Consider the following 12,431-nt stretch of genomic DNA (forward strand, 5'->3'; position numbering starts at 1 on the left):
GGTGGGAGTCAAGTCGCGGGCGGGCGTGGCCGGATGGGCGTCCGAGGCGCGGGTACGGGGCCTGCGGCGGCAGGGGAACCCGAGGTGAGAAAAGGGCTGAAACCCGCCCGTAGTCGCGCCAGTTGAGTGGGGGAAGCGGGGCGCGGGGCGCGCCGGGTTGCGGTTACGGTGCTGTCGTGGTGATCAACGCGCAAGGCAAGAACGAGGCACAGTCCACCGAGCCGGGGACCGCGCTGCTGCTGGCGGCGGCCCCCGAGGGCAAGGGCGGCCTCATCGACGCGGTGTCCGTCCTGCCCGCGCTCGCGGCCGTGCCGCCGTCCGCCCTCACCGGCACCCCGGCGGCGAGCGTGGTCGAACTCGCCGACCCGGTCGACCCGCAGACCGTCCTCACCCGGATCCGCACGGCCGCCGCGCAGCCCGGACCGCTGCACCTGTACGTCACCGGGCAGCTCCACCTCGACCACCGCCAGCGCCTGCTGCACTTCGGGCTCGCCCGCAGCACCGCCTCCACCCTGCGCTACACCGCGCTGCCCTGGCACTGGCTCACCGGCGAACTCGCGCTGCGCCGCCCCGACACCACCACCCTCGTCCTGGACCTCGTCACCGACACCGCCGCCTGGGACCACGTCCGCTCCGGCGGGCTCGGCCTCGGGCACGGCGTCCGCGTCTTCGGGCGCCTCACCCCGCCCCCGCCGCGCCGCACGGTCGCCCTGCCGGACTATCTGCGGGCGTACGCGGACATCTGGCGGTCCGGCGACCGCCCGGCCCAGCCCCGCCTGCACGAGACGGCCGCGGCTCGCTCGGGCGCGCCGGACGCCCTGTTCCTGGCCCTCGGGGCGCCGTTGGGGGCCCATGCCGGGGGCGGGTACGGGGAGGTGCAGGTGCCTGCGGTCGGGTACGGGGAGCAGCAGGTGCCCGGGGCGGTCTCCGCCGCTCCGGTGCCGGTCGCCGGCTCCGTGGGAGTGGCGGGGACCGCTGTGCTGCCCGGTCAAGCGGCGGTTTCCGGCCAGGGCGCGGGGGAGCCTCCTGCGCCCATGCCCGCGCCCGTGTCCCAGGCGCCGGGGGCGGGGTTCTCGCGTCAGGCGGAGGAGGGGCACTCCGCCGGGCTCGCGCGCCCCGCGTTTCCCACGTCACCGGCCCCCGGGATGCCCGCCGCGTCCACGGTGCCCGGGTTCACAGCGGCGGCCCCGGTGCCGGTCAACGGGGGTGCGGGGGAGCCCGCCGACGCCCAGGCCCCCGGCACGCCTGCCGACACCGGCACCGGTACGGGTACGGGTACGGGCGTCGGGAAGCCGTACGCGGGCCACGCCCCGACGACACCCCCGGCGCCCGCTGCCCCGCCCCGCCCGACCAGCACCCCCGCCCGACCTCAGGCCCAGGCCCCAGCGCCTACCGCACCCCGTACGAGCTCGGCGCCGGCGCCCTCCATCCCCGTACCGGAGCACGCGCCCGCGCACGACGCCTCGGCCCCGCAGGAGACCCGGCCCGCGCCGCACGCCCCCGGCGCCGCCCCCGCACCGCAGGCCACCGCCACCGCCGCCGACGACCCGCACCCGGCGCTGCTCGCCGCCGCGCAGGCCGGGCGGCACGGGGAGGCCGCCGCCATCGCCGCGCTGTGGGAGAGCGAGGCGCTGCGCACCCACGGCGCCGGGTCGCCGCAGGCCATCCACTGGCTGGAGGTCCGGGCGGACCTCGCCCGTCTGGCGCGGGAGCCCGACCGCAGCTTCGAACTGTGGGCCGCCGTCGCCCACGCCCGCCTGTCGCGCGGCGAGGAACCCGGCGACGAGGACGTGGAGGCCGCCGTGGACCGCGCCCATCACCAGTGGGAGCAGCTCGCCGACCCGGCCCGCGCCCGCGCGCACGCCCCCGCGCTCACCGCCCTGCGCGCACGCGTACCGGGCCGCAGACCGGGCGCCCTGGAAGCGGTCCGCCGCCGCCTCGACGCCCTGAGCTGACCGCCCGCCCCGTGCTCAGCCGCCGCCGAGGTGTGCCCCCCCGCGACCGACCCCGACCGGGCGTCCTGAGCTGATCGGGAGCCCGCGCTCAGCCGCCGAGGTGTGCCCCGCGACCGACCCCGACCGGGCGCCCTGAGCTGGACGGTCGGCCGCGCGGAGGCGCCGAGACGCGCCCTCGGCATCGGGTTCGGGCTCAACACCCGCGCCGCACATACCCGTCCGCCCCGGCCGGCCGCACATCGCGGTCCCGGAGCACGATCGACAGGCGCGGGCCCCACGCGCGGCACGCGCGCGTGAAGTCGGCCGCGCGGTACTCGATGACGAAGACGCGGTCGTCGTACGTGTCCGCGTACGCCCCGCACTCGTCGTAGCGGGCGCACTCCTCGGCGACAGCGAAGTCGAAGCCCATGGCGGAGTGCCGGGGCAGCAGTTCGGCCGTGTTCTTCTGCCCGGCCGCGAGCCCCGCCGCGTGCGCCCGCGCGGTCAGCAGCCGCGCGAACGCCGCCGCGTCCCCGGCCCGCAGCAGGCCGTCGGAGCGCTGGTAGGAGTCCAGGTTGTCCGGCTCCACCGCCTGGAAACCGGCGTCCGCGCAGCCGTCGATCCACCGCCCCACGATCCGCGCCAGCCGTTCCCGCTTGGCGGCCGTCGAGAGGTCGAGCAGCGCCTCGTTCCAGTCCTCGTCGATGACGAGCGCGCCCTTGCCGTCGCGCAGCAGCAGGTCCGGATGGGTGCGCCGCCACCAGCCGAGCGCGTCCGGCTGCGCCTGGAAGGCATTGACGTAACAGACGTTGTAGAGGCCGGGCGCCGGACGGTCCGTGCGGTCGCGGGAGAGCGCGCGCACACCCGAGGGCGGGCGGTAGGCGCCGCCGATCTGATAGTCGAAGTCCGCGTCCGCCACCGGCATCCGCACCCGGGGCGGCCCGTCCGTGGAGGAGGAAGCGGACGGGGAAGTGGGTGAGGAAGGCGCGGCGCACCCGCCGAGCAGGACGGCGGCGGCCAGGGCGAGGCCGAGCGCCGCGCGGACACGGCGGGCGGAAGCGAAGATCACCAGCGCAGCCTACGGTCCCGGCCAGGCGTGACGTACCTCACCGGCCGCTTCCGGAAGGCGGGGAACAACAAGGGGGCCCCGCCCGTTGAACCCACCGTGGACACGGATGGAACAGTGTCCCCGGGCCTCACCTATAGCCCGCAGGGAAGATCGTTCGGCTGAAGCCCTGCGGAGCCCCCCGCCGAGAGGCGACCGCCATCCGTGCCCACTCCCAAGCCGCCCCGGCCGTGGTCCCCCGTCACGGCCGGGGCTTCCTCATGCCCGCGCGCACACCCGTGGGACCGCGTGCCCGCCCGTGCGGACCTCCCGTGTGGACCTCCCGTGTGGACCTCCCGCGAAGGTCGAACACCCGTCTGGCACACTGTCACCACTCCACCCAGGCGGTCAGGGCCAGGAAACCGGTGCGAATCCGGTGCGGTCCCGCCACTGTGACCGGTCGTCGCGCCGCACGCGACGCCCGGGAGCCAGACACTGACCTGCCGCCTTTCCGCACCGACCAGGGGACGAGGACATCCCCCGGAAAGGCACCGCATGCCCCGCATCGGCGCAGCCTCGCGCGCGCTCCTGACGTCCCTGCTCCTGCTGCCGCTCGCCGCCTGCGGCACCGGCGCCCACGGCGACGCGAAGAAGGCGGGCGCGGCGCCCGGTTTCCCGTACACCGTCACCAACTGCGGTGTGCGCACCACCTTCCAGGAGCCGCCCCGGCGCGCCGTCACCCTCAACCAGCACGCCACCGAGGTCATGCTCGCCCTCGGTCTCCAGAAGCGCATGGCCGGCACCGCCTACCTCGACGACCGGATCGAGCCCGCGTACAAGAAGGCGTACGAGAAGATCCCTGTGCTGGCCAAGGAGTACCCCTCCAAGGAGGAACTCCTCGGCGCCGACCCCGACTTCGTGTACGGCGGCTACGCCAGCGCCTTCGACAAGGGCTCAGGGCGCGACCGCGAAAGCCTGGAGAAAGCGGGGATCCACACCCGGCTCAACCGCGAGAACTGCCCGGCCGGTCACGTCGGCGTCGGCGACCTGCGCACCGAGATACGCCAGGTCGCCCGCACGTTCGCGGTGCGCGAGCGCGGCGAACGCCTCATCGACCGCATCGACGGCCGGCTCGACGCGGTCGCCCGCCGCCTCAAGGGCGCCCGGCCCGTCTCGGTGTTCGTCTACGACTCGGGGGAGTCCAGCGCGTTCACGGCGGGCGGCGCCGGGCTCGGCGACGACCTGATCCGCCGCGCCGGCGGCCGCAACGTCTTCGCCGACCTCGACAAGTCCTTCGCCGACGTCTCCTGGGAGCGCGTCATCGACCGCAAGCCCGACGTCATCGTCATCTACGACTACGGCGGCACCTCCGTCGCCGCGAAGAAGAAGCGCCTGTTGGACGACCCCGCGCTCGCGGACGTCCCCGCCGTCCGCCACAAGCGGTTCGCGGTGCTGCCGCTGTCCTCGGCCGTCCTCGGCGTCCGCGCCGCCGACGCCGTCGCGGACCTCGCGGACCAGCTCCACCCCGGCGCGAAGTGAGCGCCCGCACCCGGACCGCGTTCCCGCTGCTCGTGACCGCGCTCGCCGCCGCCCTGTGCGCGGCGGCGCTCGCGGGGCTCGCCTTCGGATCCGTCCGCATCCCGCCCGGCCGCGTCCTCGGCATCCTCCTCGGCATCCTCCTCGGCGGCGAGGACAGCGGCGCGTTCGCCTCCATCGTGTGGGACGTGCGACTGCCGCGCGTCGTCCTCGCCGTCGTCGTCGGCGCCGGACTCGCCGTCGCCGGAACGGTCCTGCAAGCCGTCGTCCGCAACCCGCTCGCCGACCCCTATCTGCTCGGCGCGTCCTCCGGGGCCTCCTGCGGCGCCGTCCTCGTCATCGCGCTCGGCGTCGGCGCGGGCGCGGCGACCAGCGTGGCGCTGCCCGTCGCCGCGTTCCTCGGCTCGATGGGCGCCCTCGTCGTCGTGTACGCCCTCGCCCGGCGCGGCGGCACCATGACCGCGGGACGGCTCGTCCTCGCCGGGGTCGCCGTGCAGTACGTACTGTCGGCTTTCACCAGCCTCGTACTCGTCCTGTCCGCCCGCGCCGAACACGTCCGCGCCGTCATGTTCTGGACGCTCGGCGGGCTCGGCGGCGCCCGCTGGGACCAACTCCTGCTGCCCACCGTCGTCCTGGGCGCGGGCACCCTCGTCCTGCTCGCGCTGGCCCGCCCCCTCGACCTGCTGCTCGCGGGGGAGGAGGGCGCCCGCGTCCTCGGCCTCGACACGCACCGCTTCCGCGCCGCCGTCTTCGTGCTGACCTCGCTCGTCGTAGGCGTGCTCGTCGCCTACAGCGGCGCCATCGGCTTCGTCGGCCTGATGGTTCCGCACGCCGCCCGCATGGTCACCGGCGCCGCCCATCGCAGGCTGCTGCCCGTCGCCGCGCTCGGGGGCGCCGCGTTCCTGCTCCTGGCCGACCTGATCTCCCGTACCGTCGCCGCGCCCCAGGAGATCCCCGTCGGTGTCGTCACCGCGCTCACCGGCGGCCCGTACTTCCTGTGGCTGCTGCGCCGCCACGCCCGCCCCGAAGGAGTCACCGCGTGAGACCCGCCGCCCTCACCGTGCGCGGCCTCGGCCACACCACCGCCTCCGGCGCCCGCCTCGTCCACGGCGTCGACCTCGACGCGCGGCCCGGCGAGACCGTGGGCCTCGTCGGCCCCAACGGCAGCGGCAAGACGACCTTCCTGCGCTGCGTCTACGGCACCCTGCGGTCCACCGCCGGCACCGTCCGCCTCGACGGCGCCGACGCGGCCCGCCTCGGCGTGAAGGAACGCGCCCGGCGCGTCGCCGTCGTCCCGCAGGACGCCACCGGGACGTTCGGGCTCACCGTCGCGGAAGTCGTCGCCATGGGGCGCAGCCCCCACAAGAGGTTCTGGGAGCCCGACACCGAGGACGACCGGCGGCTCGTCGCCGAGGCACTCGGCCGGGTCGGCGCGGGCGACTTCGCCGCGCGGCCCTTCGAGGAACTGTCCGGCGGCGAGCGCCAGCGCGTCCTCGTCGCCCGCGCCCTCGTCCAGGACCCGGGGCTGCTCGCCCTCGACGAACCCACCAACCACCTCGACATCCGGCACCAGCTGGAACTCCTCGGCCTCCTCCGCTCCCTCCCGGTGACAGTGCTCGTCGTCCTCCACGACCTCAATCTGGCCGCCGCGTACTGCGACCGCCTGTACGTCCTCGACGCGGGCGAAGCCGTAGCGGGAGGCCCGCCGTCGGAGGTCCTCACCCGGGACCTGCTGCGGCGCGTGTACGGAGTGGACGCGCACATCTCCCCCCACCCGACAACGGGCGCCCCGCACATCGTGTTCGTACCGCCGGAGGTGGTGGCGGGATAGTGCGGCGGGGCGGCGGCGGACTCCGGGCGCGGACCTCCTCGCGCGGAGAGCCGAGCGCCGTGCCTCCCCTGTCTGCGTTTCGGACAGCTCCGACAGCTTCATGCCATTCACCGGCATCCCGCCCTCACACCCACCACGGCCCGGCTACACAGGAAGCCTGCGGTGCGGTCTGTGACGGGTAGAAGCGGGGGAGCGATGGCGGCACGCCGTAGGGGCGGGCGTATGAAGAAGCGGACTCGTCGGCAACTGCTGGGCTGGGGGAGTGCGGTGGCGGCGGCCGCAGTGCTCTGGATGGCGGGGCACTGGTCGGCGGTGTGGCCGGTCCTGGTGGTCGTGGCCGGCGCGGCGGCGATGGGCGGTGCCGGATGGGCGCTCTGGCGGGCGCACCGTCTTGCGGTCGAGCGGGACCGGGTGTGGCGGGCGCGGGAGGAGGCGCGGGCGCGCGAGTTGTCGATGGCCGAGGTCGACGCGCTGTCATGGCGGGAGTTCGAGAGCTACGTGGCCGATCTCTGCCGGCGCGACGGGTGCACGCGGGTCGTCGTCAGCGGGAAGAGCGGCGACCTCGGTGCGGACGTCGTCGGCCGGCTGCCCGACGGACGCAAGCTGGTGATCCAGTGCAAGAAATACGCACCGCACCGGAGCGTGCCCTCGCACGACATGCAGAAGTTCGTGGGCACCGCCCGCCCCGAACACGGCGCCGACGTCGCAGTGTTCGTCACCACCTGCCACGCCTTCACGAAAGCCGCTCTCGGCCTCGCGCTGCGCCAGGACATCGTGGCCCTGCACCGCGACCTGCTCGGTTCCTGGGTCAGGGGCGCGCACCTGGAGACCCTGCTCGCGCTGAACGGCAGAGGCAGCGGGCGGAGCAGCCGCAGCCGCAGCGGCGGTGGGGCGCGGGGACGCCCCACCGCCTGACCATTGCAAACATCACCGTGAGCTACGGGCCGGTGGGCGGGGCCCGGGATTTCAGTCCTGGCGGCCTCGACGGGCGGCGGCCGAGGCGAAGCCGAGCCAGGTGTGGCGGTTGCCTGCCCAGCACCAGCCGACCTTCGGCGCGTCGCGGCGTTCGCGGCCGTCGCGTCCGGTGCCGTTGCTGATCCAGACCGCCGGTGTACGGGCGTCGAGCGCGCCGCCGGTCTTGCGCAGCCGGGAGCCGATCGTCATGAAGCAGCGGTTCCGCTCCAGGACGTCGGGCTGCTGGATCGCCCAGAGGATGCCCTCGGTGAGCAGCAGGGGCGTACGCCCTTGTGAGGTGAGGGTGGTCAGGGCCTCGTCGGGGCTCCAGTTCGCCATGTGGTCGCCCCGGTCGACGCCGGTGAGGACGTAGAGCGGGGTGTCGGGCAGGTCGATCGAGTCGAGCGGGGCGAACAGGTCGACGTCCGTCATGTCGGTGACGACGAAGCCGGGCTTGCCGGCCCGGCGCAGGAGCGGGGCCAGGACCGAGGCGGGAACCCGGTCGGGGTGGACGGCGAGCAGGGCGCTCTCGCCGCCCGTGGACGCTTCGGCGGCCGCCGCGAACGTACGGACGTCACTGTCGGACAGCCCTGCCGAGCGGTGCACGCCCAACTCGACGAGCCGCTCGGCCTGGGCGCTCAAGGCGGGGGAGGCGGGGAGAACGGTGGAAGGTGCGGACGAGGCTTCGGGCACGACACTCCCAGGGGTGGAAACGTGAACGGGCCTCGGGGCAACGCCGTGCCACCCCGGGAAGTTCCCGCCGCGCCGACTTTTATGAACTCACGATCCCCGCGACGAGGTTGATGGCCGTGGCGAGGATGCCGGTGCCGAAGACGTAGGACAGCAGGCAGTGGCGCAGCACGACGGCCCGCAGCCGGGACGTGGACACGTTCGTGTCGGAGACCTGATAGGTCATGCCGAGGTTGTAGCTGAAGTACAGGAAGTCGCTGTAGCGGGGCGCCTCCGGCGAGTTGAAGTCGATCCCACCCTTCGGCTGCGCGTAGTACAGGTACGCGTAACGGGCGGCGTACATCAGATGCAGCGCCGCCCAGGCCATGAACACGCCACACAGCGCTGTCGCGGCCCCGGCGCTGCTCAGGCTCGATCTGGCGACCACGAGCAGCAGGGCGATGGCACCGAGCCCGCCGACAGCCGCCCCGACGACGACCGTCTCTTCGAGGACCGGGCGGAACTCCTCGCGTCCGATGTTGCGCCGGGTGGTCTCCGCGTCCATCGGCCACAGGACCAGCCACCCCGCGACGACGAACAGCGTCAGGGTCGTGGCGATCCCCGCGAGTACGCCCATCGCCGGGCCCGTGGGCACCGCGACCCCCATCCCGGCCACGACGCCCAGGACGGCCGAACAGGCGAGGCGGGGGACGGCCGTCAGCAGCCGCCGGGGGTCGGTACGGGACGTCACGGCGCGGCGGCGGTCAACCGCGGCGGATGTCCACGACGGTGGCCCGCGCCGGACCCTCCGGGGTCTCGTACGTGACCTCCTCGCCCGGGCCGCGGCCGAGCAGTTCCCGGCCGAGCGGACTGTCCGCCGTGACCTCCGACCCGTCGAGCGGCTCCGCGACCTCACCGATGCGGACGGTACGCGTGGTGCCGTCGCCGAAGCGCACCACGACCGTGCTGCCGACGCCGACCACGTCCGTCGGCGGTGCGGGCGCCTTGTCGGCCTCCGCCAGACGCAGCGTGATCTCGTCGATACGGGCGTCCAGGTGCCGGAGGTCGTCGGACCGCTGCAATTCGTCGGCCTGGTCGGCGCGGTCGCCCTCGTAGTCGGAGTCACGCAGGGTGGCGGCGACCTTCGCGCGTTCGTCGCGCAGGCCGGCGAGTTCCCGCTCCAGCGCTGTGCGGGTCGCGGGGCTGATCGGTTGGGCCGGCTGCTCGACCATGGGATCTTCTCCTGTGCTGACAGGTCACGTGGCTCGGGTGTGCTGGCAGGTGAGTGCCCCGAGTCTCGGTCCGTCCGGTGCGTACGGGGCGCTCGGGTCTCTCAGGGAAGCGTGCACGGCGGGCGTGTCCGGGACCATCGCGCGTACGCCATTCCGGCGAACGCCGGGCTGCGGTTGCAGGGGGTGGCATGCCGGGGTTGGCTGAATGGGCGTCCCCGCGCACCGGCACTTCCGCGCCGGGCGCCGGCGCTCGAACCGTACGTCCACGCACCGTGCCGTACCCCGGTGCCCGCCCCAGGGAGCAACCGATGGGACATCACAAGTCGAACCGCCGCGTCGAAGGCGACCCCGAGAGCCGCCACAGCGGGGGCCTGCCCAGGCGCCCCGACGAGGAGGCGCTGGAGGAGCGGACCGAGGGCGACCGCCGCGCGTCGGGCCTGCCCGCCGACGCGCCGGCCGACGCCGACACGCAGTACGAGGAGGCGCACGACGTCGTCGACCGGCAGGCGGGCAGCGGTGAACTCCGTACGGGGTCCGAGCACCGCAAGGACCGCGACCCGTACCCACCCACCGACTACGACCGGTGACGGAGACAGGGACGTACCGGGCCTGGGCGGCCCACAGCCATCTCCACCCGGGCGCCCGGGTGGAGGGGGGCCTCGGGTGGGTGGGGGTTCTCGCGCAGTTCCCCGCGCCCCTGCCGGGGCTGTCATCGTCGCCCACTTCAAGCCTGGCGGGTTTCAACGCCGGGAATTCAAGCCTCTCCGGCGATTGAGGAGCGGGGTCTGGGGCGGAGCCCCAGGGGGCGTCGCCGGGTGTCCGATTCGTCGTGGCTGGGCGCGCCGTTCCCCGCGCCCCTGACGGGGCGCTGGCCCCTGGGGTGGGTGGTCAAGGGTGGGGTTGGCGGGGATGATGGGGCGCACATCCTCGGGCGGGAGAGTCGGTATGCGTTTTCTCAAGGACAAGCAGCGCGTCGTCACCGCGTTCCAGCGCACCGTGGCCAACCCCCTCGCCCGGCGCAACCCCTCCCAGACCCTCCTGGAGACCACGGGCCGGATCTCCGGCGAGCCCCGCCGCACCCCCGTGGGCGGCCGCCGTATCGGGGACTCCTTCTGGATGGTGTCGGAGTTCGGGCACGCCTCCCAGTACGTACGGAACATCGTCGCCGACCCCGCTGTACGGGTCAGGCTGCGCGGCCGGTGGTACGACGGCACCGCCCATCTGCTGCCCGACGACGACGCCCGCGCCCGCCTGCGCACTCTGCCGCGCGGCAACAGCGCCGCCGTACGCGCGTTCGGCATGGATCTGCTCACCATCCGCGTCGACCTGCGCTGACCGCCGCCACGCCGAGAATGCCGTGAACATGACAGGAGTCTTCCATCGGCGGCCGCCCCTGGCATGATCGGGGCCATGGCAGAACGTGTGATCGCCGCGTGTGACGGCGCGTCCAAAGGAAACCCCGGGCCCGCCGGCTGGGCCTGGGTCGTCGCGGACGGCGACGAGAAGCCCGTCCAGTGGGAGGCCGGCGCGCTCGGCACGGCGACCAACAACGTCGCCGAACTGACCGCCCTGGAGCGGCTGTTGAGCACCGTGGGCGCCGACGTGGAACTGGAGGTCCGGATGGACTCCCAGTACGCGATGAAGGCGGTCACGACCTGGCTGCCCGGCTGGAAGCGCAAGGGCTGGAAGACCGCGTCCGGCAAGCCCGTCGCCAACCAGGAGCTGGTCGCCCGCATCGACGCCCTGCTCCAGGGCCGCACGGTCGAGTTCCGGTACGTACCCGCCCACCAGGTCGACGGCGACCCGCTCAACGACTTCGCGGACCGCGCCGCCAGCCAGGCCGCCGTCGCCCAGCAGGCCGCGGGCAGCGCCCTCGGTTCCCCGGAGCCGCCCCCGTCGGCGCCCGGCGCGTCCGCCCCGGCCAAGCCCCGGGCCGCCAGCGCCGGCAAGAAGCGCGCCGCGTCCGCCTCCTCTTCCTCGCGCACCCTGAAGGCCAAATTCCCCGGCCGCTGCCGCTGCGGCCGCTCCTACGCCGCCGGTGAGGACATCGCCAAGAACCCCGACGGCTGGGGCCACCCGGAGTGCCGGGCCTCCGCCTGACCGCTCCCGACCGCCCTCCTGGTCCGCCCCGGACGCACGCCCGCGTCCGGGGCGGACCGCGCTCCGGGACCGGGCGGCGGCTCTCGGGGCCCTCCCGTACATGCCCCGCACCGAACGGCCGCGCCACCCTCCGCGACCGCCGGCACACCCCCGGTGAACGCCCCAACGCGGCAGCGGCGCGGCCCAGTTGGCATGGCAGACTGCCCCCAGACCGGTCCATGATCCTTCTCGACGTTGGAGCCCGCCCATGACGGCATCCGCACCCCGGCCGCGTATCGACACCAGCCAGGCCCACCCCGCCCGGGTCTACGACTGGCTCCTCGGCGGCAAGGACAACTACCCGGTCGACGAGGCGGTCGGCGCGCAGTTGCCGCCGCAGGCGCGCGACGCGGCCCGCCAGAACCGGGAGTTCATGCGCCGGGCCGTCGCCTGGCTCGCCGGGCAGGGCGTCGACCAGTTCCTCGACATCGGCACCGGCATCCCCACCGCGCCCAACCTGCACCAGATCGTGCAGCGCGTCGTGCCGTCCGCGAAGGTCGTCTACACCGACAACGACCCCATCGTCCTCCGCCACGCGCAGGCCCTCCTCGTCTCCAGCCCCGAGGGCGCCACCGACTACATCCAGGCCGACGTGCGCGAGCCCGCCGCGATCCTGGAGCACGCCCGCACGATCCTCGACTTCGAGCGGCCCGTCGCGCTGTCCCTGATCGCGCTCATGCACTTCATCTCCGACGAGCAGGACCCGTACGCGATCGTCTCCACCCTCGTGTCCGCGCTGCCCTCGGGGAGCTACCTCGTCCTCTCGCACGCCTCGTCGGACCTCTTCCCCGAGCTGTCCGACCAGGTGACCGCCGAGTACGCCAAGGGCGGTATCACGCTCGGCTTCCGCACCCGCGAGGGCGTCGCCCGCTTCCTCGACGGCCTGGAGCCGGTCGAGCCCGGCCTGGTGACGGCCACCGAGTGGTACCGCGACGGCGAGGCGCCCGCGAGCGAGGACTGCGGGATCTACGCCGTCGTCGCACGCGTCCCCTGAGACGCGCCTCGCACACGAACCGCACACGCGGCGCGCGAGCGACAAGATCGGGTGAACAGGGCGGGAATCCCGACACATTACCCCTTGGTATGCATTC

General features: G+C 74.3%; 13 protein-coding genes and 1 riboswitch. Of the genes, 9 read left to right on the forward strand and 4 right to left on the reverse strand.

Translation table 11 applies throughout. The annotated features are described in order from the left end of the window. The first annotated feature begins 176 nt into the window (after nucleotides 1-176). Nucleotides 177-1,955, forward strand: coding sequence for a hypothetical protein (locus ACZ7LY_RS13830; RefSeq protein ID WP_471624778.1), 1,779 nt, complete (start codon nucleotides 177-179; stop codon nucleotides 1,953-1,955). Between the two features lie 193 nt (nucleotides 1,956-2,148). Here the strand turns inward: ACZ7LY_RS13830 and ACZ7LY_RS13835 are convergent, their stop codons facing one another. Continuing rightward, entirely contained in the window at nucleotides 2,149-3,006 is an 858-nt protein-coding gene (locus ACZ7LY_RS13835) for an endo alpha-1,4 polygalactosaminidase (protein WP_471624958.1), read from the reverse strand. A 334-nt stretch (nucleotides 3,007-3,340) separates the two neighbouring features. After that, nucleotides 3,341-3,497, forward strand: a riboswitch (cobalamin riboswitch). A gap of 37 nt (nucleotides 3,498-3,534) precedes the next feature. On the opposite strand from ACZ7LY_RS13835, the gene ACZ7LY_RS13840 reads away from it, so the two are divergent. The 4 genes from ACZ7LY_RS13840 to ACZ7LY_RS13855 all read left to right on the forward strand — a co-directional run bounded on the left by ACZ7LY_RS13840 (nucleotide 3,535) and on the right by ACZ7LY_RS13855 (nucleotide 7,261). Further along, nucleotides 3,535-4,518, forward strand: a complete 984-nt coding sequence (locus ACZ7LY_RS13840) for an ABC transporter substrate-binding protein (protein WP_471624779.1) — start codon at nucleotides 3,535-3,537, stop codon at nucleotides 4,516-4,518. Beyond that, nucleotides 4,515-5,558, forward strand: a complete 1,044-nt coding sequence (locus ACZ7LY_RS13845) for a FecCD family ABC transporter permease (RefSeq protein ID WP_471624780.1) — start codon at nucleotides 4,515-4,517, stop codon at nucleotides 5,556-5,558. Before ACZ7LY_RS13840 ends, ACZ7LY_RS13845 begins: the two co-directional genes overlap by 4 nt. After that, on the forward strand, nucleotides 5,555-6,346 hold the full coding sequence (locus ACZ7LY_RS13850) for an ABC transporter ATP-binding protein (protein WP_471624781.1): 792 nt from the start codon (nucleotides 5,555-5,557) through the stop codon (nucleotides 6,344-6,346). The genes ACZ7LY_RS13845 and ACZ7LY_RS13850 overlap by 4 nt, the downstream gene beginning before the upstream one ends. A gap of 222 nt (nucleotides 6,347-6,568) precedes the next feature. Then, on the forward strand, nucleotides 6,569-7,261 hold the full coding sequence (locus tag ACZ7LY_RS13855; protein ID WP_471624782.1) for a restriction endonuclease: 693 nt from the start codon (nucleotides 6,569-6,571) through the stop codon (nucleotides 7,259-7,261). 51 nt (nucleotides 7,262-7,312) lie between these two features. Here the strand turns inward: ACZ7LY_RS13855 and ACZ7LY_RS13860 are convergent, their stop codons facing one another. The 3 genes from ACZ7LY_RS13860 to ACZ7LY_RS13870 all read right to left on the reverse strand — a co-directional run bounded on the left by ACZ7LY_RS13860 (nucleotide 7,313) and on the right by ACZ7LY_RS13870 (nucleotide 9,201). Further along, entirely contained in the window at nucleotides 7,313-7,993 is a 681-nt protein-coding gene (locus ACZ7LY_RS13860; RefSeq protein ID WP_471624783.1) for a DUF5701 family protein, read from the reverse strand. 79 nt (nucleotides 7,994-8,072) lie between these two features. Continuing rightward, nucleotides 8,073-8,693 (reverse strand): DUF1345 domain-containing protein, encoded by a 621-nt coding sequence (locus ACZ7LY_RS13865; protein WP_471624959.1) that lies wholly within the window; start codon nucleotides 8,691-8,693, stop codon nucleotides 8,073-8,075. A gap of 40 nt (nucleotides 8,694-8,733) precedes the next feature. Next, nucleotides 8,734-9,201, reverse strand: coding sequence for a GreA/GreB family elongation factor (locus tag ACZ7LY_RS13870; protein ID WP_471624784.1), 468 nt, complete (start codon nucleotides 9,199-9,201; stop codon nucleotides 8,734-8,736). A 308-nt stretch (nucleotides 9,202-9,509) separates the two neighbouring features. On the opposite strand from ACZ7LY_RS13870, the gene ACZ7LY_RS13875 reads away from it, so the two are divergent. From ACZ7LY_RS13875 to ACZ7LY_RS13890, 4 genes are all read left to right on the forward strand, one after another. Beyond that, nucleotides 9,510-9,788 carry a hypothetical protein gene (locus ACZ7LY_RS13875; protein WP_471624785.1) on the forward strand — a complete coding sequence of 93 codons (279 nt, stop codon included), beginning with the start codon at nucleotides 9,510-9,512 and terminating at the stop codon, nucleotides 9,786-9,788. Nucleotides 9,789-10,146: 358 nt separating this feature from the next. Further along, nucleotides 10,147-10,536 carry a nitroreductase/quinone reductase family protein gene (locus ACZ7LY_RS13880; protein ID WP_471624786.1) on the forward strand — a complete coding sequence of 130 codons (390 nt, stop codon included), beginning with the start codon at nucleotides 10,147-10,149 and terminating at the stop codon, nucleotides 10,534-10,536. Between the two features lie 63 nt (nucleotides 10,537-10,599). Further along, nucleotides 10,600-11,301: a ribonuclease H family protein gene (locus ACZ7LY_RS13885; RefSeq protein ID WP_471624787.1), complete on the forward strand. Its 702-nt coding sequence runs from the start codon at nucleotides 10,600-10,602 to the stop codon at nucleotides 11,299-11,301. Nucleotides 11,302-11,548: 247 nt separating this feature from the next. Then, complete coding sequence (locus ACZ7LY_RS13890) at nucleotides 11,549-12,334, forward strand: SAM-dependent methyltransferase (RefSeq protein ID WP_471624788.1); 786 nt, start codon at nucleotides 11,549-11,551, stop codon at nucleotides 12,332-12,334. Nucleotides 12,335-12,431 lie beyond the last annotated feature (97 nt).

The organism is Streptomyces sp. NPDC107550 (assembly GCF_055639095.1).

What these genes read in the sequence shown, in the direction of transcription:
- ACZ7LY_RS13870 (WP_471624784.1), bottom strand. Translation starts at nt 9,201, where the DNA reads ATGGTCGAGCAGCCGGCCCAACCGATCAGCCCCGCGACCCGCACAGCG.
- ACZ7LY_RS13840 (WP_471624779.1), top strand. Translation starts at nt 3,535, where the DNA reads ATGCCCCGCATCGGCGCAGCCTCGCGCGCGCTCCTGACGTCCCTGCTC.
- ACZ7LY_RS13880 (WP_471624786.1), top strand. Translation starts at nt 10,147, where the DNA reads ATGCGTTTTCTCAAGGACAAGCAGCGCGTCGTCACCGCGTTCCAGCGC.
- ACZ7LY_RS13855 (WP_471624782.1), top strand. Translation starts at nt 6,569, where the DNA reads ATGAAGAAGCGGACTCGTCGGCAACTGCTGGGCTGGGGGAGTGCGGTG.
- ACZ7LY_RS13890 (WP_471624788.1), top strand. Translation starts at nt 11,549, where the DNA reads ATGACGGCATCCGCACCCCGGCCGCGTATCGACACCAGCCAGGCCCAC.
- ACZ7LY_RS13885 (WP_471624787.1), top strand. Translation starts at nt 10,600, where the DNA reads ATGATCGGGGCCATGGCAGAACGTGTGATCGCCGCGTGTGACGGCGCG.
- ACZ7LY_RS13875 (WP_471624785.1), top strand. Translation starts at nt 9,510, where the DNA reads ATGGGACATCACAAGTCGAACCGCCGCGTCGAAGGCGACCCCGAGAGC.